This window comes from Agrobacterium sp. 10T429, from assembly GCF_056393925.1.
Genome location: NZ_JBFTGV010000003.1, coordinates 178,213 through 199,313, shown reverse-complemented (window position 1 = coordinate 199,313; position 21,101 = coordinate 178,213). Strand labels below are relative to the sequence as shown.

22 protein-coding genes are annotated in these 21,101 nt (G+C 58.3%); 11 read left to right on the top strand and 11 right to left on the bottom strand.

All coding sequences use genetic code 11. The features are described 5' to 3' along the window. Nucleotides 1-5 precede the first annotated feature (5 nt). From AC1DCP_RS10265 to AC1DCP_RS10245, 5 genes are all read right to left on the bottom strand, one after another. Complete coding sequence (locus AC1DCP_RS10265) at nt 6-791, bottom strand: ThuA domain-containing protein (protein WP_003510932.1); 786 nt, start codon at nt 789-791, stop codon at nt 6-8. 56 nt (nt 792-847) lie between these two features. Next, on the bottom strand, nt 848-1,876 hold the full coding sequence (locus tag AC1DCP_RS10260; RefSeq protein WP_013761592.1) for an ABC transporter ATP-binding protein: 1,029 nt from the start codon (nt 1,874-1,876) through the stop codon (nt 848-850). 10 nt (nt 1,877-1,886) lie between these two features. Next, nucleotides 1,887-2,720: a carbohydrate ABC transporter permease gene (locus AC1DCP_RS10255; RefSeq protein WP_003510927.1), complete on the bottom strand. Its 834-nt coding sequence runs from the start codon at nt 2,718-2,720 to the stop codon at nt 1,887-1,889. Continuing rightward, the gene (locus tag AC1DCP_RS10250) at nt 2,717-3,691 is read right to left on the bottom strand and encodes a carbohydrate ABC transporter permease (RefSeq protein ID WP_112959458.1); all 975 of its coding nucleotides are present in this window, start codon (nt 3,689-3,691) and stop codon (nt 2,717-2,719) included. The genes AC1DCP_RS10255 and AC1DCP_RS10250 overlap by 4 nt, the downstream gene beginning before the upstream one ends. Before the next feature lie 64 nt (nt 3,692-3,755). Continuing rightward, nucleotides 3,756-5,021, bottom strand: coding sequence for an ABC transporter substrate-binding protein (locus tag AC1DCP_RS10245; protein WP_112959457.1), 1,266 nt, complete (start codon nt 5,019-5,021; stop codon nt 3,756-3,758). Between the two features lie 268 nt (nt 5,022-5,289). Between AC1DCP_RS10245 and AC1DCP_RS10240 the strand changes: the two genes are divergently transcribed. The 3 genes from AC1DCP_RS10240 to AC1DCP_RS10230 all read left to right on the top strand — a co-directional run bounded on the left by AC1DCP_RS10240 (nt 5,290) and on the right by AC1DCP_RS10230 (nt 7,064). Further along, on the top strand, nt 5,290-6,303 hold the full coding sequence (locus tag AC1DCP_RS10240; RefSeq protein ID WP_003510924.1) for a substrate-binding domain-containing protein: 1,014 nt from the start codon (nt 5,290-5,292) through the stop codon (nt 6,301-6,303). Between the two features lie 173 nt (nt 6,304-6,476). Beyond that, entirely contained in the window at nt 6,477-6,674 is a 198-nt protein-coding gene (locus AC1DCP_RS10235) for a hypothetical protein (protein ID WP_003510923.1), read from the top strand. Nucleotides 6,675-6,905: 231 nt separating this feature from the next. Then, nucleotides 6,906-7,064 (top strand): hypothetical protein, encoded by a 159-nt coding sequence (locus AC1DCP_RS10230; RefSeq protein WP_013761588.1) that lies wholly within the window; start codon nt 6,906-6,908, stop codon nt 7,062-7,064. Nucleotides 7,065-7,067: 3 nt separating this feature from the next. Here the strand turns inward: AC1DCP_RS10230 and AC1DCP_RS10225 are convergent, their stop codons facing one another. Then, entirely contained in the window at nt 7,068-7,643 is a 576-nt protein-coding gene (locus AC1DCP_RS10225) for a DNA-3-methyladenine glycosylase (protein ID WP_013761587.1), read from the bottom strand. 97 nt (nt 7,644-7,740) lie between these two features. Here AC1DCP_RS10225 and AC1DCP_RS10220 point away from each other — a divergent pair, with 97 nt between their 5' ends. From AC1DCP_RS10220 to AC1DCP_RS10205, 4 genes are all read left to right on the top strand, one after another. Continuing rightward, the gene (locus AC1DCP_RS10220; RefSeq protein ID WP_025595660.1) at nt 7,741-8,124 is read left to right on the top strand and encodes a hypothetical protein; all 384 of its coding nucleotides are present in this window, start codon (nt 7,741-7,743) and stop codon (nt 8,122-8,124) included. After that, complete coding sequence (locus AC1DCP_RS10215) at nt 8,121-8,906, top strand: SDR family oxidoreductase (protein WP_025595662.1); 786 nt, start codon at nt 8,121-8,123, stop codon at nt 8,904-8,906. Before AC1DCP_RS10220 ends, AC1DCP_RS10215 begins: the two co-directional genes overlap by 4 nt. A 156-nt stretch (nt 8,907-9,062) precedes the next feature. Beyond that, complete coding sequence (locus tag AC1DCP_RS10210) at nt 9,063-10,118, top strand: L,D-transpeptidase family protein (RefSeq protein ID WP_013761584.1); 1,056 nt, start codon at nt 9,063-9,065, stop codon at nt 10,116-10,118. Between the two features lie 19 nt (nt 10,119-10,137). Then, nucleotides 10,138-10,923 carry a L,D-transpeptidase gene (locus AC1DCP_RS10205; protein WP_013761583.1) on the top strand — a complete coding sequence of 262 codons (786 nt, stop codon included), beginning with the start codon at nt 10,138-10,140 and terminating at the stop codon, nt 10,921-10,923. A 110-nt stretch (nt 10,924-11,033) separates the two neighbouring features. Here AC1DCP_RS10205 and AC1DCP_RS10200 read toward each other — a convergent pair whose 3' ends face one another. After that, nucleotides 11,034-12,854 (bottom strand): methyl-accepting chemotaxis protein, encoded by a 1,821-nt coding sequence (locus AC1DCP_RS10200; RefSeq protein ID WP_003510912.1) that lies wholly within the window; start codon nt 12,852-12,854, stop codon nt 11,034-11,036. 145 nt (nt 12,855-12,999) lie between these two features. Continuing rightward, a complete protein-coding gene (gene aptA / locus AC1DCP_RS10195) occupies nt 13,000-14,334 on the bottom strand; it encodes an omega-aminotransferase AptA (RefSeq protein ID WP_003510911.1) in 1,335 nt (444 codons plus the stop codon). A 146-nt stretch (nt 14,335-14,480) separates the two neighbouring features. Here aptA and AC1DCP_RS10190 point away from each other — a divergent pair, with 146 nt between their 5' ends. Then, a complete protein-coding gene (locus AC1DCP_RS10190; protein ID WP_003510910.1) occupies nt 14,481-15,029 on the top strand; it encodes a cupin domain-containing protein in 549 nt (182 codons plus the stop codon). Between the two features lie 21 nt (nt 15,030-15,050). Here the strand turns inward: AC1DCP_RS10190 and AC1DCP_RS10185 are convergent, their stop codons facing one another. Further along, nucleotides 15,051-15,260 carry a hypothetical protein gene (locus tag AC1DCP_RS10185; protein ID WP_141680512.1) on the bottom strand — a complete coding sequence of 70 codons (210 nt, stop codon included), beginning with the start codon at nt 15,258-15,260 and terminating at the stop codon, nt 15,051-15,053. Between the two features lie 385 nt (nt 15,261-15,645). Between AC1DCP_RS10185 and AC1DCP_RS10180 the strand changes: the two genes are divergently transcribed. The 3 genes from AC1DCP_RS10180 (at nt 15,646) to AC1DCP_RS10170 (ending at nt 19,084) form a co-directional block, all read left to right on the top strand. Continuing rightward, on the top strand, nt 15,646-16,326 hold the full coding sequence (locus tag AC1DCP_RS10180) for a sugar transferase (protein ID WP_003510909.1): 681 nt from the start codon (nt 15,646-15,648) through the stop codon (nt 16,324-16,326). 195 nt (nt 16,327-16,521) lie between these two features. Further along, complete coding sequence (locus tag AC1DCP_RS10175; protein ID WP_013761580.1) at nt 16,522-17,808, top strand: polysaccharide biosynthesis/export family protein; 1,287 nt, start codon at nt 16,522-16,524, stop codon at nt 17,806-17,808. A 7-nt stretch (nt 17,809-17,815) separates the two neighbouring features. Beyond that, the gene (locus AC1DCP_RS10170) at nt 17,816-19,084 is read left to right on the top strand and encodes an O-antigen ligase family protein (protein WP_003510903.1); all 1,269 of its coding nucleotides are present in this window, start codon (nt 17,816-17,818) and stop codon (nt 19,082-19,084) included. Between the two features lie 19 nt (nt 19,085-19,103). Here AC1DCP_RS10170 and AC1DCP_RS10165 read toward each other — a convergent pair whose 3' ends face one another. Together AC1DCP_RS10165 and AC1DCP_RS10160 are read right to left on the bottom strand one after the other, a co-directional pair. Further along, a complete protein-coding gene (locus AC1DCP_RS10165) occupies nt 19,104-19,598 on the bottom strand; it encodes a hypothetical protein (protein WP_003510901.1) in 495 nt (164 codons plus the stop codon). 137 nt (nt 19,599-19,735) lie between these two features. Beyond that, nucleotides 19,736-21,100 (bottom strand): HlyD family type I secretion periplasmic adaptor subunit, encoded by a 1,365-nt coding sequence (locus tag AC1DCP_RS10160; RefSeq protein ID WP_003510897.1) that lies wholly within the window; start codon nt 21,098-21,100, stop codon nt 19,736-19,738. Between the last annotated feature and the right edge of the window lies 1 nt (nt 21,101).

Below are 21,101 nucleotides of genomic sequence, written 5' to 3'. Positions count from 1 at the left end.
GCTGTTTACCTGTAACCTGCTTCGCCTGCCTTGTGCAGCTTGGGGCCGCGTTCTTCGATAGGCTCCAGCGCCTTGTCGACGGGAACGTTGGGGGCGTCATGAATGCTTTTCAGCGCGCCGACCGGATTATAGGCCCATTTCACCGAATTGCTGATGACCTTCTGTACATTGGCGTCGTGATAGGTCGGATAAGTCTCGTGACCGGGGCGGAAATAGAAGATGTTGCCTGCGCCACGGCGCCAGGTGAGGCCAGAACGGAAGACTTCGCCGCCCTGGAACCAAGAGATGAAGACGGTTTCCAGCGGCTCCGGCACAGAGAACTGCTCGCCATACATCTCTTCGTTTTCCAGCTCGAAATGCTCGGGCAGGCCGGCTGCGATCGGGTGGCGCGGATTGATCGTCCACAGGCGTTCGCGTTCGCCCGCCTCACGCCATTTAAGCGCGCAGGGCGTACCCATCAGTCGCTTGAAAGGCTTGGAGAAGTGGCCGGAATGCAGGACGATGAGGCCCATGCCTTCCCAGACACGCTTGGCAACGCGCTCGACGATTTCATCCTGAACCGCACCGTGGTCCTTGTGGCCCCACCAGACCAGAACGTCGGTCTTGTCCAGACGCTCCTGCGAAAGGCCGTGTTCCGGTTCCTGAAGCGTGGCGGTGGTGGCGCTGATCTCAGGGTTGGTATTCAGCGCATCGGCGATGGTGTTGTGCATACCATCAGGGTAGATCGAACGCACCGTCTCGTTGATGTGTTCGTGGATATTTTCGCCCCATACAACGGTGTTGATGGTCATTTTCTTGCTCCTTGGTGAAAGCCGGAAGCTTGGGTGATCCGGCGAAAGTTAATTGTTCAGGCGGCGCCGCGCACGGGATTGCGCGCAAGGGCCTGGCCCTGCGCGTCGAAGCGGTGGATCTGCGCCGCATCCGGCACGAGAACGATTTTTTCTCCCGGCTTGCGGTCGGTCACGCCTTCCTCACGAACGACGATGGGTTCGCCAGCACCAATCTCGACATAGATGTAGCTGTCCGATCCCAGCATTTCCGAATGGATGATTTCGCCGTTCCAGCCGGTCTCACCGGCACCGATCGCAAGGTGTTCGGGGCGGATGCCGATGGTCGCGGCACCTTCGACTTCCGCATATTTGCCGGCAAGGAAGTTCATCTTCGGCGAGCCGATGAAGCCGGCAACGAAGGTGTTGACCGGGCTTTCGTAAAGCTCGAGCGGCGTGCCGATCTGTTCGACGCGGCCATCGCGCAGAACGCAGATGCGGTCGGCGAGCGTCATGGCTTCCACCTGATCATGGGTGACGTAGATCATCGTCGTGTCATGCATCTCCCGGTGCAGCTTGGCGATTTCGAGACGGGTTGCGACGCGCAGCGCCGCATCGAGGTTGGAGAGCGGTTCGTCGAACAGGAACACCTTCGGATCACGCACGATGGCACGGCCGATGGCGACACGCTGGCGCTGGCCGCCGGAAAGCTGCTTCGGCAGACGTTCCAGATAGGGCGTGAGCTGCAGCATTTCCGCTGCCGCCTCTACACGCTTGCGGCGCTGCTCCTTGTCGGCGCCTGAGAGTTTCATGCCGAAGGCCATGTTTTCGAATACGGTCATATGCGGATAAAGCGCATAGGACTGGAAGACCATGGCGACGCCACGCTTGGCGGGTGGCAGGCGGTTGACGGCTTCTCCGTCAAAGGAGAGCGTGCCGCCAGTGATTTCCTCGAGCCCGCAGATGAGGCGTAGCAGCGTGGACTTGCCGCAACCGGAAGGGCCGACGAAAACCATGAACTCGCCGGAGCGGATGTCCATGTCGATGCCCTTGATGACATCGAAGGCGCCGAAGGATTTGCGAAGATTGCGCAGTTGAATGGTGGTCATAAGTTTTCTCCTAGCCTTTGACGCCGCCGGCGGTGAGGCCGGAAATGATGCGTCGCTGGAAGATAAGAACGAGGACGACGAGCGGGGCGGTGACGATGACGGAGGCCGCCATGATCGTTCCCCAGGGGATTTCAAACTGCGAACCGCCCGAAAGAAGTGCGATGGCGACGGGCACCGTGCGCTGTTCGTTCGATGAGGTGAAGGTGAGCGCGAAGAGGAACTCGTTCCACGCCGCAATGAAGGCGAGGAGCCCTGTGGTGACGAGCGCCGGCCACATCAGCGGCATGAAGACCTGGGTGATGATGACCCATGGCGTTGCGCCATCGACGATTGCCGCTTCCTCGATTTCGATCGGCAGGTCGCGCATGAATGTCGTCAGCACCCAGACAGTGAAGGGCAGGGTGAAGATCATGTAGGAAAAGATCAGCGCGAGCGGCGTGTTGAAGATGCCAGCCCAGCGGATGAGTTCGAACAGGCCGGCGAGAACGGCGATCTGTGGAAACATCGAGACCGAGAGGATGGTGAGCAGAAGCAGCGAGCGGCCCCGGAAACGGACACGGGCCAGGGCATAGGACGCCGTTACCGCAAGGAACAGCGACAGTACGACGACTGAAGATGCAACGAACAGCGAATTGCCGAGATTGCGCAGGAACGTGCCGTTGCCGATGACGAAGTTGTAATTGGTCAGCGAGAATTCACGCGGCCAGTAGTTCACCTGGAACAGCGCTGAGCCGGATTTCAGGCTGGTCAGTATCGCGTAATAGAACGGGAATACCGAAATCACCATGATGACGGCGACCAGCGCATAAAAGGCKGTGGTTTTCAGGATGCTTGGCAGGGTCATCGCGAAGCTCCATCTGTGTTGACGCGCCCGAGCCACATATAAACGACTGTTATCGAGGCGATGATGAGGAACAGCATGGTGGAAGCGGCTGCGCCATAGGCGAACTTGTCGAAATCGAACAGGTTCTCACGCGCCAGCACCGACATCGTGCGGGTCTGGGCGTTATTCGGCGTCAGAATGTAGATGAGGTCGAAGACGCGCATCGCATCCAGCATACGGAAGATGACGGCAACCATGAGCGCTGGCCGGATCATTGGCAGGGTGACGCGGAAGAACACCTTGACGGGGTGGATACCGTCCACCTTCGCCGCCTCATACATGTCCTTCGGCACCATTTGCAGGCCGGCGAGAATGAGCAACGCCATGAAGGGCGTCGTCTTCCAGATATCGACAATAAGAACGGCGATCATTGCGGTGTCCGGATTGGCGGTCCATGCGATCTTGTGGGAGATCAGCCCGAGATTGAGGAACAGGTCGTTCAAGATACCGAACTGGTCGTTCAGCATCCACGCCCACATCTGCGCCGAAACGATGGTGGGAATGGCCCATGGAACGAGGATGGCGGCGCGCACGAGACCGCGTCCCTTGAATTCCGCGTTCAGCACCAGCGCAACGATAAGGCCGAGAACGGTTTCGAAGCTGACCGAAAGGATAGTGAATTTCAGCGTGTTCAGAACCGCGCCCCACCAGGCGGGATCAGCCAACAGGCCGCGATAGATGGTTCGGCCGCTGCTGAGCGTGATCCAGGTGAGGTAGTTCTTGAAGCCAACGAATTGTGCGCCGTCGAGATTGGTCAGCGACGCGTCGGTGAGGCTGAACCAGACGGTGCGCACCAGCGGCCAGCCGGCCACCATCGCAAGTACCAGAAACGTGGGGGCTAGGAACAGCCATGCGGATTTCAGGCGTTCCGACTGAAGATCGGAGCCGGTGCCGGATGCCGCGGCCGGTCTTTGAAGGGCGGTATCGTTCATGGGGATATCTCGCAGTTGGGGTGTGGGAAACGCTCAGGCGAGACCGCTTCCCACACGGGCCGGATTACCAGCCGTTGCCTTTGAGATCGGTCAATTCGACTTCAAGGAGCTCAAGGTTTTCCGCCGCCGTGCCGTTGCCGGAGAGCGTGTTGTGCACGGCACCCCAGAATTTGGCCGAAACCTCGTTGTATTTCACCTTCGCCGAGGCAGAGGGGCGTGGAACGGCGGTCTGGAAAATCGGCTTCCATGTCGGCATGAAAGGCTGTGCGTCCGCGACATCCTTGTCGTCGTAAAGCGAGGCGATCGTGGGCATGTTGGAAAGCTGGATCGCACGCATCTTCTGGGTATCCTTTGATGCGAGGAACTTCACAAGTTGGATGGCAGCTTCCTGATCGTCGGAATATTTCGAAACGGCGAGGTTCCAGCCGCCGAGCGTTGAGGCGGGTGCCGCACCCTCTTCACCGGCCGGCAACGGCGTGACGCCGAATTTGCCCTTGATGGCGCTGTCGGCACCGTTTCCAAGCGCATAGGCATAGGGCCAGTTGCGCATGAAGACGGAATTGCCGGTCTGCCAGACGCCGCGTGCTTCCTCTTCCTTGTAGGCAAGCACGCCCTGCGGCGCGATGGTGCCGACCCAGCCCTTGGCGGCTTCAATCGCGGCTGCGGCTTTCTCGTTGTTGATGGAGATGTCGCCGTTGGTCTCAACGATATGGCCGCCACCGGCGGATGCAATCCATTCCAGCGCGTTGCAGGTCAGACCTTCATAGGCGCTGCCCTGGAAGACGAAGCCCCAGAGGTCCTTCTGCCCGCCTTCGCGTTCCTTGTCCTGAATTTCCTTGGCGGTCTCGCCCAGTTCCTTCCAGGTTTTCGGCGGCTGCTTGCCGTATTTTTCCAGAAGGTCCTTGCGGTAGAACAGAGCGGGTGCATCGGTGAACATCGGCATGGCGACGAGCTTGCGGTCCACGGTCTGTGACGCCACGATGGAGGGGAAATGATCGCCAATGACATCCTTCGTCGCTTCGGTCAGATCCACGAATTGGTCGGAGAGCTGCGGCGCCCAGATCACGTCCGTCTGGTAGACGTCGACATCCTTGTTACCCGCAGCAAGCCATAGCCGGTACTGGCTGAACTGCTCACTGGACGATGACGGCATGGTGACGAGATTGACCTTGTGGCCGGTCTCTTTTTCGAAGGCGGCGATCCGCTCCTTGAAAAATGCAATGTTCTTGCCGGTCGAGTTGGCGGCGATGGAAAGTTCGGCCGCCTGCGCGGAAACTGCCGCAGACAGCACGCTGCCACACAGCAACAAAGTCTTCATGGAAATATTCATTGTCAAACTCCTCCGTTGACGCTTCCAATCATCCTCAAAATTGAAAGCGCTTTTGACTGGTGTGAAGTTCGCAAAAGCCGACAAATCTGTCAATACTCTTTCTTATGGCGTGGAAATTGGGCATCTTCGGGTGTTGCTACGGAGGGTTTGCCTTTCGAAACGGCGAACTGTAAGGTTTCAGATGGGAATAAATTGAAAGCGATTTCAATTTTTGTCCGCTTGAAAAATCTGCGGCGGCGACGCATGCAGGAGCAAATTGGCAGAAAACATGAAGCTCAAGGAATTCGCAGAAAAGGTCGGGCTGTCGCCCACCACCGTCAGCCGCGCGCTTGGCGGCTATCCCGAGGTGCGTGAAGAAACGCGCCAGCGGGTGATGGATGCTGCGCTGAAATACGGCTACCGGCCCAATGCCAACGCGGTCAGGCTTGCAACAGGCAGGGCTGGCGCGATCGGTGTCGTGATGGGCCGTTCGGGCGGCGGGCATTTCTTTTCGGAATTCATGGGCGGCATGGCGACGCGGCTGGAAGGCGAAGAGACCGACATTCTCGTCAGCGTCACCGTCGACAATAACATTGAGGAAGAGCTCGCGATTTTCAGCCGGCTGGCGTCGAGCGGACGGGTGGATGGCATAATCGTGCATTCGCCGCGTCCGGAGGACGAGCGCATCGCGCTGCTCAATCGGCTGGGCGTGCCTTTCATCGTGCATGGCCGCTCGAAGACGGCGTTCGAGCACGCCTGGCTCGATATCGACAATCATGATGTGACGTATCGTCCGACAATCCATTTTCTGGAACGTGGCCACCGTCGCATCGCGATGATAAACGGCCCGACAGGCCGTACATTCGTGCAGGACCGCGAACAGGGTTTTCGTGATGCGCTCGCGACCCATGGCATCACGCCTGATCCGCGCCTCATGATGAGCGAGCATTTCAGCGAAGATGCCGCCTTCCGTTTCGCCCGCTCGCTGCTGGAGCAGACGCCGCGCCCGACCGCCTTCGTCGCCGGTGCGATGATGACGGCGCAGGGCGTCTATCGCGCGGCAACCCAGCTGGGACTGGTGATCGGCAAGGACGTGTCCGTCATCGCCCATGACGACGTGTTTCCTTACCTCACTCCGGAAAGCATGATGCCGCCGCTTTCCACCACCCGCTCGCCCATGCGCATGGCTGGCATGCGGGTTACAGACCTGCTTCTGCAGATCGTTGGCGGCCGTCCCGTCCGCGAGGTTCAGGAATTGTGGCCGGTCGAACTGATCTTGCGGGAATCGGTCGGTCCAGCCTGAGCTCGTCGCCATAGCTCACTGATTCCATTCCATTTTGTGAACGTCAATTGATTGCCGTTCGTCTTTCATCGCCTATACGGCAGCGTCATCTCGTGTATAATCGAAGCTGCACAGGCCTTTTGGAACAGGACCTGGGCCAGCGCGTTGAGGGGACGTGTTGAAGGAGGTGACCGATGTTTGAATTTTTAAAGCCGCAACAACAGACTGTGATCGATGATGTGGAGGCAACCGGTACCTATGCCGATGCGCTGCTCAACGTACCCAGCCCGGAACTGACCCGTTCCACCGCTCGCGAACACGGCCATGAGGCCCACTCCCGCGACTATTGCGAAAACCGCGATATTTCCCGCAGCTCGCTGGGTTTCGCCTGACCACTCGCAAAAGCTTCCCAAAAAAACGGAACTGACCGGCGTTTTCCTGCGTTTGCCCTGTACAATCCGCAGGGCGGCGCAATGAAACCGAAGGGACCTGACCGGCATTTGACCGATGGGCGAATTGGGTGTTGCGCCGCCTGAGGAGGGGCCGCGCGCTCGCGTCGTCCCAGCAGATGAAAGCGCATTTCGATTCCGCATTGGACGAAGCGCTTATATCCAGGAGCTGCAATGCCAACTCTTCCCGTTGAACCCTATCCAGACCCGCCAATGCCGGTGCCGCCACAGCCGGATATACCGCCGGTCAAAGAGCCGGAGCCCGAAAGGCTGCCGGACGAGGCGCCAAACCCCAATCCAGATGAAAACGACGGACCGCCCAAGGTATTGTAGGTTTCAGGCTTGTTCGAATTTCCTGCTGAGGAAGGCCGAGCCTTCAAGTCCGAAGCGCCACGGATAATCCTGCGCGCGGCTTATGCCGATGCGTCTGCCGCTGGTAACGGCAGCGGCCTCCTTTGGCAGGCGGAGGAAAAACGGCGGGCGGTCCAGCGCTGCTCCGTCCATTTCTCCGGTAATGGCCAAGGCCTGACAAAGCCTGCCGGGGCCGGAACATAACAGTTTCAGTTTGTCAGTTCCTCGCCGCAGTTTCATCATGTCTATGCCGGTGAGGGGTTCGATGGCGCGCAGAAGCACGGCGGAGCCCGGAGCGCATACGAAGTTTGCGCACCAGTGAATGCCGTAGGAGCGGTAGACATAGAGATGGCCGGCCGGGCCGAACATCGCCTTGGTGCGCGGGGTCTGCCCATTGAAACTATGGGATGCCGGATCATCAGGATGATAGGCTTCGGTTTCCACGATGATGCCGCCGGTATTGCCAACGCGGAATTCCACGCCGATGAGGGCGCGGGCAACGTCAACGGGATCGCGCTGAAAGAAGCGCTCCTGCATTTCCGGGCCCAAGGCCTGATCCATCTGGAACCCCTTCTGCTCTGCCATCGTTGTGAATTCAGGTTTCAGTGTGTTGTCGCATCGGGTTACGCCGATGCTTTTTCAAATCGGAGGGCATGTCATGCAACTTTCTACGACCTATGTAAAACGGGATAACGGAGTGATTTCCGTGGAATTTGTCGGCAGCGACGGCGATCAGGTCTCGGTCCGCCTTGCCGACGGTCTTGATGGCATCGACGATGCGGAGGCCATCAAACGCGCGAGCGCGGTGATGGTTCAGCTGACGGCATTCGGAACGCGTCAAGGCGCCGATGCGCCGTCGCAGTTTTCCGCTCTCGGCACGGCGCAGGATGAAGCCCCGCACGGTCAGGCGAGCGCCCGCACATCGAAGGATCGTGACATTCTTGAAGAGGAACTGGAAGAGGGGCTGGAAGACAGTTTTCCGGCGAGCGACCCCGTCTCGGCAACGGTCACCTCGATCGCGTCGAGAAAAGGAGGGCTGTGACCTTGGCCAATGGTAAAGTCGCCCTCGTCACCGGCGCTGGCTCCGGCATCGGCCGGGCTGCTGCCCTTCATCTGGCTGCGAAAGGCTTTTCCGTAGGCCTTCTCGGCCGTACCGAATCTGAATTGCAGGCAGTGGAAAATGAGATTTCCGCCTTATCTGGCGCTTCTAAGGTCCTCGTCGCCGATGTGGCGGAAGAGGCAGCTATGCGACACTCCGTCGCAGAGCTTGCCGATGCTTTCGGCCGTCTGGATGTCGTAGTGGCCAATGCGGGCGTCAACGGCGTCTGGGCGCCGATTGACGAGCTGACGCCTTCGGAGTGGGACGATACGATCCGCATCAACCTGCGCGGCACCTATCTAACTATCCATGCCAGTGTGCCGCATCTGAAGGCGGCAGGTGGCGGCTCCATCATCATCGTCTCTTCCATCAACGGCACACGCACTTTCAACTCGCCGGGCGCTACCGCCTATTCGGTGACGAAGGCCGGGCAGCTTGCCATGGCCCAGCAACTGGCGCTGGAGCTCGGGCGTCATCGCATCCGTGTCAACGCGGTGTGTCCGGGCGAAATTGAAACGGCGATTGACGAAAATACCGACATACGCGGGCGCGACAGGACCGAAGTGCCAGTCCGTTTCCCGGCGGGTGACATTCCGGTCACCGGCGGGGTTGCAGGGACGAGCGAGGATGTTGCTGCATTGATCGGTTTTCTGGCATCTGACCAGTCGCGCCATATCACCGGAACGCCGGTATGGATCGATGGCGGGCAGGGGCTTCTTCGGTAACGGCAGTTCCATCACAGGCTTGTGTGCGTATGATTAACGAATGGGTAACGTCTGTTCACGAGACTTTGTCCTTGCGGGAGGTTGCCGCCATATGGCCACCTTCGCTAGTTAAGCCTCTGCCACAAAGGCGGGCAAATCGGGCGGGCAGAACGATCCATGGGTATGAATGCATTGCTGAACTTCGCAAGTGCGGGGCTGCGGCGCAGGGTAAAAGCGGGAATGAGAATAGCTGCGGTCGTCGCGATCGGCAGCGGTCTCGCCGCGTGCACCTCCATGGGTCTCGACAGCGTCAAAAAGGACCCGCCGAAGCTGTCATCCAAGATGATGGCGCAGATGTCTGCCAAGAGCATGCGCCCGGAAAGCCCGGTTCTCGTTCGCATTTTCAAGCAGGAAAGCGAGCTTGAGGTCTGGAAGATCGACAAGACCGGTAATTATGCGCTGCTCAAGACCTATCCCATGTGCCGCTGGTCCGGAAAACTTGGCCCGAAGACGAAGACGGGCGACCGGCAGGCGCCGGAAGGGTTTTATCATGTCTCCGCAGGCATGCTGAACCCCAATTCGCAATATTACGTCTCCTTCAATCTCGGCTATCCCAACCGGCTGGAATCGGCGCTTGGTTACACCGGCGAAGCGTTGATGGTGCATGGCGCCTGTTCTTCGTCGGGCTGTTACGCGATGACCGATCAACAGGTCGGCGAGATTTATGCGGTCGTGGCGCGCGCGCTGCAGGGCGGGCAGGACCGCTTTCAGGTTCAGGCCTATCCCTTCCGCATGAGCGCCCGAAACATGGTGGCGAATCGGGACGATCCCAATATGCCCTTCTGGAAGACGCTCAAGGAAGGCTATGACTATTTCGAGGTGACGCGCCGCCAGCCAAAGGTTTCCGTTTGTGGCCGGCGATACGTTTTTAACAGCGAATTTGCCGGCGGTGAGCCTGCCGATCCGCTGGCGGCCTGCCCACCTGCGATAAACCAGCCGGACCCCTTGGTGGCGTCGAAAATGGCCGAAGAGCAACAGAAATTTGCCGCCGCGATGAACGAGGGAACTTCTGCCCCGGTCAGCGCGTATGTAGACGGCGGCATGCACCCAAGCTTCCGTGCCATCCTGAAATCCAGTGGCGCAAAGGCCATGGCATCGCAGGTCTCCGGCACGAAGTACCCTATAAGCCGCCCCGAGGCGGCGCTGGCAGATCCCTTTGCCAGCGCAAGATGACGCAGATGAGGTTTTTCAATTGAACGACACGACAACGACCCGGCGAGGTTTCCTGCTTGGAGCGGGCGGATTGGCGCTGGCCGGCCTTGCAGGCTGTAACACCACCTCGCGTGAGGCCACGCGGCCAACAGCCCCGGCCGACGACCCGATGTATGCCTTGATGTACGGTCCGAAGCCCGACGAGCAGTTTCCGTTGCCGGAAATTCCCTACAAGCGGATCCCGCGCCAGTTCCTGCGGCAAATGGTGGAAAACCCCACCGGTGAGCGTCCCGGTATCATTGTGGTCGATACCGCCAACCATTTCCTTTATCTCACCTACGAGAACAACCAGGCCATGCGTTATGGCGTCGGTCTCGGCCGCGCGGGCTTCGAATGGGCCGGACGCGGCGTTATCCAGTACAAGCGTCAATGGCCGCGCTGGACGCCGCCCGACGAGATGATTGCCCGCCAGCCTGAGCTGGAACCCTATAGCGGCCGCAATGGCGGCATGGAGCCAGGCCTCAAGAACCCGCTCGGTGCGCGTGCACTTTATATCTTCAAGGACGGCAAGGACACGATCTACCGTCTGCACGGCTCGCCGGAATGGTGGACGATCGGCAAGTCGGTTTCCTCCGGCTGCGTGCGTCTGCTGAACCAGGATATTGTCGACCTCTATAACCGTGTGCCTGATGGTACGCCGATTGTGGTGACGGCGCTCGGGCCGGCACAGCAGGGTGTTCCTATCGGGCAGGCGGGCGTGCCCGTGGCGCAGTATGGCGGCGGCGTGGTCGGCGACGGCCTGTCGCAACCAATGCAGACCTATTGATAGACGAAATTTCCAGCCGCCTGAGTGGGCGGCTGGAAATGGCTAATGAATGAAGGCGCAATTACAGCGCTTCGATAATGCTGCTGCCGGCGCGATCTGCGGCAGCGACCTCAGGCCACGCGACGGGTAACGTCGCGGCTACCGGCACTTTCCATTTCCAGACGGAACCGCGATACAAGCGAGCGCAGCTTTGCCGTTTCGGCGGCGAGCATTGCAGAAGCCGCGGTGGATTGTTCCACCATGGCAGCATTTTGCTGGGTGGCGTGATCCATGGAGTTTACCGCCGCGTTGATTTCGGCAAGACCGGTCGATTGTTCGGTCGCCGATGTGGCGATGGCGTTCATATGGCGATCGATGCCGGCGATACGCTCGCCGATCTCCTTCAGCGCCGTGCCGGTGTCGAGAACCAGTTTCACGCCGCTTTCCACTTCCGTCGAGGATTGCCGGATATGATCGCGGATTTCGCTTGCGGCCTTTGCTGCGCGCTGGGCGAGATCGCGAACTTCCTGCGCCACTACCGCAAATCCCTTGCCGGCTTCACCGGCACGCGCGGCTTCCACGCCTGCATTCAACGCCAGAAGATTTGTCTGGAAGGCGATCTCGTCTATGGCGCCGACGATGCCGGTGATCTGCCGGGACGAGGTTTCGATGCGGCGCATCGCCTCTTCGGCATGGCTGACAACCTCCACAGATTTCAGTGCGCTGTGGTTGGCATCGGTGGCGGCGAGCCGCGCTTCGGCGGCACGCTTGTTGGCGTTTGAAACATTGACCGTGATTTCATCGAGAGCTGCTGCTGTCTGTTCCAGAGACGCTGCCTGATTTTCCGTGCGGCGGGAAAGATCGCCGGCACCTGCGGCGATTTCCCGGCTGCTGCCGTCAATGGTGCTGATGCCATCGGAAATGGCGAACAGCGTTTCGCCGAGTTGACGCACTGAGCTGTTGAAATCGTGACGCAAGGCCTCGAATTGAGGGGCAAAGGCCTGATCGAGCTGAAAGGCCAGATCGCCCGATGCCAGCCGCTTCAGTCCTGTCGCAAGACCGGAAGTGGCGATGCGCAGCCGCTCTGACGCATCGTCCTCCGCTTGCTGTCGCGCCGCCGCCTGATCGGCTTCTGCCTGCAGTCTGGCTGCTGCGGCCTGTTCTTCGAGCGCCCGATTGGCAATCGCCGCCTGCCGGAATATTTCGACCGCGCCGGACATGGAGCCGATCTCATCCTTCCGGTCCATGCCGGAAGGAGGTTGTGACGTGTCGCCGCTGGCAAGGATTTCCATCGTCTTCGACAGGCGCAGGATTGGACCCGTTACCGTTTTGCGGGTGAGGATAAAGAGGCCTACGCAGAAGAGTGTCGCCAGAACCAGCAGCCCTTCTAATACGAGCTCGATTACCGCCTTCGTCTCCTGGCTTTCCGCGACAGTTGCTTCGGAAAGCGCGTCGATCTGTTCGCTCGCCGTTTCCATCGCGGTTTCGAGAGTGGTGAACTGGCGCATGAAGTCCGGAATCATTTTTGTCGCCGCGCCCGGATCGGCGTTGACGAGGCCAACCACCGTTTTGGCGCTTTCAAGATAGGACTGAAGCGGTTTTTCAACGCTCTCAATAACGGCTTTGGCGTTCGTACCTTCGGTAAGCGCCTTGTTTAGCTTCAATGCTTCAAGGAAAGTGGCTTCATGTTCGGCAAGGTCGGCCTTTACCGCGTCGAACGACAGGCCCATCGTATCATTCGTGGAAAGAATGGCTGCCAGCACGTCTGAGCGCAGCGCATCGTGCATCATGTCGGCACGCATATGATTGTGAAGTATCTCGGCGGACCGCGATACATCCGTACTATTGCGATTGAGCGTATTCGTCGCCCAGATACCGACCCCCGCCGCGCTTCCGGTGATGGAAAAGATTGCAATGCTTGCAAATATAATTTTTTTCTGAATCGACGCCATGAGGCCATTCCCGCTCGGTTGGTTATACTACGGGAAATTAATAGAATATGCTTAAGAAATGATCTATTTTTGTTGCGGTCTTGATAAATGCAAAAAAAGGCTGCAATAGAAATTGCAGCCTTTTATTTATTAGAGATTTATACTTTTAATCCGCTCTTTTCAGCGCGTCGCCCAAGATCGAGACGATATCGTCGAAATGGGATTTTTCGGCGATAAGCGGCGGCGAAAGGGCAATGATATCGCCCGTGACGCGAATGAGCAGACCGCGCTCGAAGCAATCCACGAAAACGTCATAGGCGCGTGCGCCGATAGCTCCATCACGCGATTGCAGCTCGATGCCGGCGATGAAGCCGATGGTGCGGATGTCGATGACATTGGGCAGGCCCTTCAGCGAATGGATGGCGTCGTGCCAGACATCCTGCATTTCTGCCGCGCGGGTAAAGAGCCCTTCGTCGCGGTAGATGTTGAGCGTGGCGATGCCGGCGGCGCAGGCAACCGGATGTCCGGAATAGGTATAGCCGTGGAACAGCTCTATCTGGTTGTCAGGCCCATGCATCAACGCATCGTGCACCTTGCGGCTGGTAAAAACCGCACCCATCGGGATTGCGCCGTTGGTCAGCCCCTTGGCGGTGGTAACGATGTCAGGCGTCACGCCGAAGTAGTTGCTGGCAAAGGACGAGCCCATACGGCCGAAACCGGTGATAACCTCATCGAAGATCAACAGAATGCCGTGCTTGTCGCAGATGGCCCGCAGGCGCTCCAGATAACCCTTCGGCGGCACCAGCACGCCGGTGGAGCCGGCAACCGGTTCAACGATACAGGCCGCGATTGTTTCGGCCCCATGCAGAGCAACCAGCCGTTCCAGATCGTCTGCCAGTTCGGCACCATGCTCGGGCTGGCCCTTTACGAAGCTGTTTTTCGCCAAATCGTGGGTATGACGCAGGTGGTCGGCCGGGATTTGCGGAAAAACACGGCGGTTGTTGACAAGGCCGCCAACGGAGATGCCGCCGAAACCGACGCCGTGATAACCGCGCTCACGGCCGATCAGACGGCTGCGGGTGCCCTGACCGATGGCGCGCTGATAGGCGATCGCAATCTTCAGCGCCGTATCGACTGATTCAGAACCCGAGCCGGTGTAGAACACGCGGTCGAGCTTCGCGCCTTCCGGGCCAGGCGCGATTTCCGCCAGCCGCTCGGCGAATTCGAAGGCGACGGGATGGCCCATCTGAAACGAGGGCGCATAATCCATGGTCGAAAGCTGGTGTTTGACGGCGGATGCAATCTGGTGGCGGCCATGGCCGACATTGACGCACCACAGGCCAGCTGTACCGTCGAGAACCTGACGACCGTCATTGCTGGTGTAATACATGCCCTCCGCGCTCGTCAGCAGGCGGGGATTGGCCTTGAACTGCCGGTTGGCGGTAAATGGCATCCAGTAGCTGTCGAGTGAGGTGGAGTTGGATCGGTTGGGGTTGTCCATAACGGTTCTCCTGTTCGGTGCCGGTGATTGAAAGCTATTTTCCGGGCTGAACAAGCCCTTTTCTCGCTGTGGCCAAGCCATTGAAAATGTTATAGGCGGGAAAGGTAGTTTTCGATATTTCGAACAACGGCAACGGGGGATCACGCATGTCGGTGGATATAGGCGGGCGTTTGCGCCATTTGCGGCTGCGTCACAATATTTCCCAGCGTGAACTGGCAAGACGTGCTGGCGTTACCAATTCGACGATTTCCTTGATCGAATCCAACACCTCCAACCCGTCCGTCGGCGCGCTGAAGCGCATTCTCGACGGTATACCGATCGGCCTTGCCGAATTTTTCGCCTACGAGCCGGAGACCAGCCGCAAGGCATTTTACCGCGCGGATGAACTTGTCGAAATCGGCAAAGGACCGATATCCTTCCGGCAGGTGGGCGAAAATGTTTTCGGCCGCAGCCTGCAAATCTTGAAGGAATGTTACCAGCCGGGTGCCGATACCGGCAAGGTGCCACTGGTCCACGATGGAGAAGAGGGTGGTATCATCCTCTCCGGGCGTCTGGAGGTGACGGTCGACGAGGAGCGGCGGGTTCTCGGTCCGGGGGATGCCTATTATTTCGAAAGCCGCAGGCCGCACCGCTTCCGTTGCGTTGGTCCAGTGCCGTGCGAGGTCATCAGCGCCTGCACACCACCCACCTTCTGATTCTATGGCTTTCGCGTAAAGTCACGCCGGAATGGTGGTCGGACCGTTGCAGCCGGAGATAATATGGTCCAGCCGGAGAGATTTTCTACGAGCCGACCGAACTTTGATACGGGTTCCTGCCATTATTTTGCCGCTTTTGCGCCGCTTTTGCAATTTTTCCATCGCTTTTTCTTGGCGAAGTTGGCGTGCCGGCAAAAAAATCCCGGTTAATATGTCAAATTTTATATGCATTGCCACAATCTTGCTGCGCTGCAAAAAAATTTAATATTCTTCCTGACGCATGGCTGTTCTTGGCGTTCCTGTCTCACCTGATTAAGTCACAAGAAACATATAAGAAAAGACTATCTGTTGTCGAAAACGCAATACATGCGGGAGCGGCACCCATGCTCTCAACACATGGCCGCCGGCACATTTGTTGCTTTTTTATGCAACCGTTAATATTGCCCTGACGTTGATCGGCCGCTCTCGCAAGAAATCGCATAGACGGTCAGGGGCAATGTGCCTTACAAAAAATCCATTAGCATCAAATTCAGAACACAGACTTGTTATCTCTTTTAGACGGAAAGACACGCCTCCGGGCACCGACCAATCGCAAAACATAAATGGAGTTCTCTCTATGAAGTCCGCGACCCAATCGGCTGAACAGACACTCAGCAGTTCCGAAGACTTCGATGTCAGTTTCCCTATCGGGGGCATCGCAAAACGCAGCTTCGATATGACATCGGCCCTGCTTGCGCTGCTCATCTTCAGCCCGATTTTTCTGTTGATCGCCGCACTGGTGAAATTGTCCGATCCCGGCCCGATCTTTTATGGGCACCGGCGTGTGGGACATAATGGCCGCTATTTCCATTGCCTGAAATTCAGGACGATGGCGATGAACGGTGATGAAATGTTGCGGCAATATCTTGCCGCCAATCCGGAGGCTGCCGAGGAATGGCGTGCGACCCGCAAACTCAAGAATGATCCGCGCGTAACCGCAGTTGGTGCCGTGCTGCGAAAGCTCAGCCTTGATGAGCTGCCGCAGCTTCTCAACATCATCCGCGGCGAAATGAGCGTCGTTGGCCCGCGCCCCGTCGTCGACGAGGAGCTGAGCTACTACGAAAGCGATGCCGCCTATTACCTCAGCACCCGTCCGGGCCTGACCGGCCTTTGGCAGATCAGCGGCCGCAATGACGTAAGCTACAAGACCCGCGTGGCTTTCGACACGCAATATGTGCAGAACTGGTCGATGCGACAGGACGTCTTCATCATCGTCAAGACCATTCCCGCCGTGTGCCTTTCACGCGGAAGCTACTGAAAACCGATATTGAGTTTGGCTTTATCGATCTTTGTTTTGCCACGCACCCTGACCGGGATCCCAAGTCCGGTCTTTGGGTGCGTCATTGGTGCAAATCATAATGGCCGCTTTTTTGCGGCGCTGTGCAGCCGGCACCGTCCGGCTGCTCTATCGCCTGATCGCCCGCGCGGCGATCCGCAAACAGGGAGTTTCCCGATGAACGGTCCTATTGCCGTCGCTAGCCGTCCGCTTGCAAAAAGAACCGCCGGACGCACTTTCTCCGCCCTTCTGCTTGTCGCATCCGTCGCATTTGGAGCGCCGCTTTCCGCAATGGCTGCGGAAGGCGCTCAATACAAGCTTGGCACCGCCGACAAGCTGCGCATCCGCGTTGCCGAATGGCAGCCGGCCGATGGCAGCATCCGCAACTGGGATGTCATCAACGGCGATTATTCCGTCGGCCCATCCGGCGCGCTGTCGCTGCCCTTCATCGGCCAGCTGGATGTGGCGGGGAAGACGTCCGCAGAGGTCGGTGAGGCGATTGGAGCCCAGCTTCAGAGCAAGTTCGCCCTTCGCAACCTGCCGTCGGCTTCTGTCGAAATTGCCCAGTTCCGGCCGATCTTCCTCAGCGGAGATGTACAGACGCCAGGCGAATATCCCTATGCTGCCAATCTCACGGTGTTGAAGGCCGTAAGCCTTGCCGGCGGGTTGCGGCGCTCCGATGCCGGGCAGCGTTTTGCCCGCGACTTCATAAATGCCCGCGGCGACGCAGCCGTTTACGACAACCAGCGCGCAAGGCTGCTTGCCCGTCAGGCGCGGTTGATCGCCGAGGTCAAGGGTGACACGGTCATCGCCAAGACGCCGGAGATGGAAAAGATTGCCGAGATCGACGCGCTTCTCGCCAGCGAAAGTGCGCTGATGAAATCGCGCACCGAGCGTTACACTTTGCAGCTCAAGGCACTGACGGATCTGCATGCGCTTCTGGAAAGCGAAGTCGAATCGCTGAAAAAGAAATCGGAAACGCAAAACCGTCAGCTCGAGCTTGCCAATGAGGACCGAGACCGCGTCAACCGGCTGAACGAGCAGGGCCTTGCACTATCGCAACGGCGTATTTCCGCGGAAGAACGTGCAGCGGAGGTGGAAGCCGCACTGCTTGATATCGACACGCAGTCATTGCGTGCCAAGCAGGATATCAACAAGGCGACCCAGGATGAAATCAACCTGCGCAATGACTGGGTGGCACAGCGCTCCAAGGAATTGCAGGACACGGAAGCGGAACTCGACAAGCTCAATCTGCAACTGGGTACAAGCCGGGAATTGATGTCGGAGGCGCTCGCACAATCGGCTGAGGCGATCCGTTTCGATCCGTCGGGAAAATCCGCGACAATCAGCTACGTCGTGGTGCGTGAGGAAAACGGCAAGCCGAAGGAAGTGAAGGTGGATGAAAACGCCATGCTTCAGCCAGGCGACGTCATCAAGGTCTCGTCCGAAATCCTGATGCAGTGAGGTTTTCATGCGGATCGCCAAATCGGCACTGATCGATCCCGAACGCAATGAGGTCTACGGAATGGCGGCGATTGCGCTGTCATTCTTCGTTTTCGCCTATTCGTCGCGTTTCGGGCAAATCTCGATTCTGGCCTATTATGGCATGTGGCTGCCCCTTGTAGTGGTCAATTACCGGCGCGTGCTGGGTAACTATCCGCGCTATCTGTGGATATTCGCCTTCGGCATCCTGACCGTGCTGTCGAGCTTCTGGTCGGAGGCAGCATCGGTCACAATGCGCGCTTCCATCCAGTATATGACGCATATCGTCTGTGCACTTATCGCCATGCGGGTGGTGTCCATCCGCACGCTGACGCGTGGGGCGTTGATCGGCATCACCGTCATTCTGCTCTATTCGCTGCTGTTCGGTGTCCACCTTTTCGATGCGCTTGATGGAACCTACAGTTTTGTCGGGGCTTTCTCATCGAAGAACCAGCTTGGCTTTTACGCCTCGCTCGGCGTCATTTTCGCTGTCTCATCCGTGCTGATCCTCAAGCAAAGGGGTATCTGGCTGCCGATCGCGGGCATCACCGGGCTCCTATCGGCCTATAGCCTAATTGCTTCGCAATCGGCCACATCCACCATTACCACGGCGGCGGTGGTCGCCCTCATCATCGGTTTCATCCCGATTGGCATGCTTTCACCCGCCAACCGCAAGATGACCTTTTTCGCACTCGGCGGTATTGGCATATTGCTGGTGGTCGCGTCCCTGCAGTTCGGCTTGCTTGATGCCATTCTCGGCCTTTTCGGCAAGGATTCGACACTGACAGGACGCACCTATCTCTGGCAGCAGGGCATCGAAGCGGCAAAGCAGACACCGATCCTCGGCGTTGGTTACCAGGGGTTCTGGGTGGTGGGTTTTGCCGATGCCGAGCGCCTGTGGAACGACTTCTTCATTACCGGACGCAGCGGCTTCCATTTTCACAACACCTATATCGAGACGGTGGTGGAGAATGGCATCGTCGGCATGGTTCTGCTCGGCATGGTGCTTTACGGAACGCTGCTCGGCCATCTGCGCTCGGTCCTGATGCGCCAGCGCGATCCGCAGGGCGTCATTCTCTTTGCCATCTGCGCGCTGTTCGTCGTCCGCTCCTTCGTGGAGATCGATATCATCTTCCCATTCCAGATCGGTTCGTTCCTGCTGTATTTCGCCGCCGGAAAACTGTGCCTTCCGGCGAAAGCCACGCAGAACAGCGAAACTCATCCCGCGATTGGCGTGCGGTTACAGACGCGAGCCTGAGCATTCGCTCTGCCCGATCCTAGAGGTAATCCGATGAGACGTGCGGGCTGGCGTGGATGAAACTCCACATGTCCTTGCTGACAGAGACGATGTCGGCGATGGATTTTTCGAGGTGTTCTATTTCTTTCTCGTCCATGCGTTCTACCTTGCCGTAACGGACCTGGGTTTCGTCCTCCACCAGTCGCATGAGCTGAGTGGTGGCAATTTCGCCCTTTTCGTCGAAGGAGTAGATGCAATGATTGTATTTGTTGCGCGTTTTCGATTCTTTCTTGAGCCGCGCCATGATGGAGAGAATGGTCTTGCGATCCGGCGCTGGCGTTGAGGGAAGTTTTGCCAGACGCTCGATGAGATCCATGCGCGCGCGCGTGGTGTTGAGCGTCAGAAACACGACGATGGCCGCTTCCTTCTCCACTTTCAGGAGATGGACGATCAGATAGATCATCAGGCTTTCGGTGTTGGTCCACACGTAATTCAGCCTGCCGACCATCAGCAATATATCCGACATTGCCGCCATGCTGTTCTCCCGCCCCACCAGACATATACTGGCATTCTATGCCGATCTGGACGGGATTGACAGTGTAGGTCCTTTTGCGTTCCGCATTTTCCAGACGCAAAACCGCCGTCCAACCTTCCTGGAAAAGCGGTATTTCTTCATCTTTCCTTGAATGCTCGGGACATGCTCTCGGAGATAGGCTTGGTCAGATATTCGAAGAAGGTTCGCTCCGAAGTCTGGATCAGGACATCCGCCGGCATGCCGGGAACGGGATGGAAATTATGGACCTTCGCGATCTCCTCGTCTGAAACCTGCACGCGCACGATATAGACGTCCTTAACCTGCAGGCCTGCATTTTCCTCGATGCTATCGGCGGAGACGTAAAAGACCTTACCGTTCAGAACAGGCGTGGTGCGGCGGTTCAGTGCCGAAAGGCGGATCGCTGCCGTCTGGCCTTCATGCAACTGGTCGATGGAGGTTCTCAGAACCTGCGCCTCAAGGATCAGGGGAACGTGGGCGGGCAGGATTTCCATGATTGGCTTGCCGGTGGTGATGACGCCGCCTGCCGTGTGGTAATAGGCGCGCACCACGGTACCGTTGACGGGGGAGCGGATGACGGTGCGTTCCAGCACTTCGGCGGCACCGCGCACTTGCTCGCGCACGCTGTCCAGATCGGCTTCTGCGGTTTCGAGCGCGTCGAGAGCAGCCTGCTTGTTGGCGTTGATGGCAATGACCGCTTCCTGCTTGAACTTGGCGATTTCAGCCTCGCTCTGGTTCATCTCGCCGGTCAGTCGGGCGATATCGCCCATGGCATCGGCAATGGCGCGCTCCAGCGCCAGCATGTCGGTCTTGCGGATGACACCGTCCTTGGCAAGCCTTTCCTTGGAATCACGCTCCTGGGTCAGAAGTGCCAGTTGACGGTCGAAGGACTGCTTCTGCCCCTCATAGCCTGCATAACGAAACTCCAGCGACTTGATGTTCTTTTCGATGAGATTCAGTTGCTCGTCGAGCTTCACGATCTTGCTGTGGAACACGATGTTCTGGCTCTGGATGATGGATTTGATATCAGGATCGCTGGCTTCCTTCATGACGATGTCAGGCACCTTGAAGCTTTTTTGGCCCTGCGCCTCGGCGCGCAGGCGCGTGACGATGGTTTCGAGGCGAAGGCGTCTCAGCTGGAACATGCGCTCGTTGGCGAGCGCCGTCGTCTTGTCGAGCGTCAGAAGCACGTCGCCTTCCTTGACGGTGTCGCCTTCGCTGACCATCATTTCCTTGATGATGCCGCCCTCCAGATGCTGCACGACCTTGTTGTTGCCTGTGGCGACAAAGCTGCCCTGGGCAATGATGGCGGCGGAGAGCGGTGCGGTGCCGGCCCAGTACCCGAAGCCGCCGAAGGAGGCGAGCAGCACGGCAAGACCGATTGAACTGTGGAGGCGAATGGAACGTGGCACTTCGCTGTACCACTCAAGCTGGCCCTGGGGTTTTACCTCTGCGACGGCGACGGCGGTTTTTTTCTTGAACATG

Bases quoted from the DNA above. Each gene is read 5' to 3' on its own strand.
- AC1DCP_RS10265 (WP_003510932.1), bottom strand. From the start codon at position 791: ATGACCATCAACACCGTTGTATGGGGCGAAAATATCCACGAACACATC.
- AC1DCP_RS10210 (WP_013761584.1), top strand. From the start codon at position 9,063: ATGGGTATGAATGCATTGCTGAACTTCGCAAGTGCGGGGCTGCGGCGC.
- AC1DCP_RS10200 (WP_003510912.1), bottom strand. From the start codon at position 12,854: ATGGCGTCGATTCAGAAAAAAATTATATTTGCAAGCATTGCAATCTTT.
- AC1DCP_RS10185 (WP_141680512.1), bottom strand. From the start codon at position 15,260: ATGCATATAAAATTTGACATATTAACCGGGATTTTTTTGCCGGCACGC.
- AC1DCP_RS10240 (WP_003510924.1), top strand. From the start codon at position 5,290: ATGAAGCTCAAGGAATTCGCAGAAAAGGTCGGGCTGTCGCCCACCACC.
- AC1DCP_RS10230 (WP_013761588.1), top strand. From the start codon at position 6,906: ATGCCAACTCTTCCCGTTGAACCCTATCCAGACCCGCCAATGCCGGTG.
- AC1DCP_RS10225 (WP_013761587.1), bottom strand. From the start codon at position 7,643: ATGGATCAGGCCTTGGGCCCGGAAATGCAGGAGCGCTTCTTTCAGCGC.
- AC1DCP_RS10190 (WP_003510910.1), top strand. From the start codon at position 14,481: ATGTCGGTGGATATAGGCGGGCGTTTGCGCCATTTGCGGCTGCGTCAC.
- AC1DCP_RS10245 (WP_112959457.1), bottom strand. From the start codon at position 5,021: ATGAATATTTCCATGAAGACTTTGTTGCTGTGTGGCAGCGTGCTGTCT.
- aptA (WP_003510911.1), bottom strand. From the start codon at position 14,334: ATGGACAACCCCAACCGATCCAACTCCACCTCACTCGACAGCTACTGG.
- AC1DCP_RS10180 (WP_003510909.1), top strand. From the start codon at position 15,646: ATGAAGTCCGCGACCCAATCGGCTGAACAGACACTCAGCAGTTCCGAA.
- AC1DCP_RS10250 (WP_112959458.1), bottom strand. From the start codon at position 3,691: ATGAACGATACCGCCCTTCAAAGACCGGCCGCGGCATCCGGCACCGGC.
- AC1DCP_RS10170 (WP_003510903.1), top strand. From the start codon at position 17,816: ATGCGGATCGCCAAATCGGCACTGATCGATCCCGAACGCAATGAGGTC.
- AC1DCP_RS10260 (WP_013761592.1), bottom strand. From the start codon at position 1,876: ATGACCACCATTCAACTGCGCAATCTTCGCAAATCCTTCGGCGCCTTC.
- AC1DCP_RS10160 (WP_003510897.1), bottom strand. From the start codon at position 21,100: ATGTTCAAGAAAAAAACCGCCGTCGCCGTCGCAGAGGTAAAACCCCAG.
- AC1DCP_RS10220 (WP_025595660.1), top strand. From the start codon at position 7,741: ATGCAACTTTCTACGACCTATGTAAAACGGGATAACGGAGTGATTTCC.
- AC1DCP_RS10235 (WP_003510923.1), top strand. From the start codon at position 6,477: ATGTTTGAATTTTTAAAGCCGCAACAACAGACTGTGATCGATGATGTG.
- AC1DCP_RS10175 (WP_013761580.1), top strand. From the start codon at position 16,522: ATGAACGGTCCTATTGCCGTCGCTAGCCGTCCGCTTGCAAAAAGAACC.
- AC1DCP_RS10165 (WP_003510901.1), bottom strand. From the start codon at position 19,598: ATGGCGGCAATGTCGGATATATTGCTGATGGTCGGCAGGCTGAATTAC.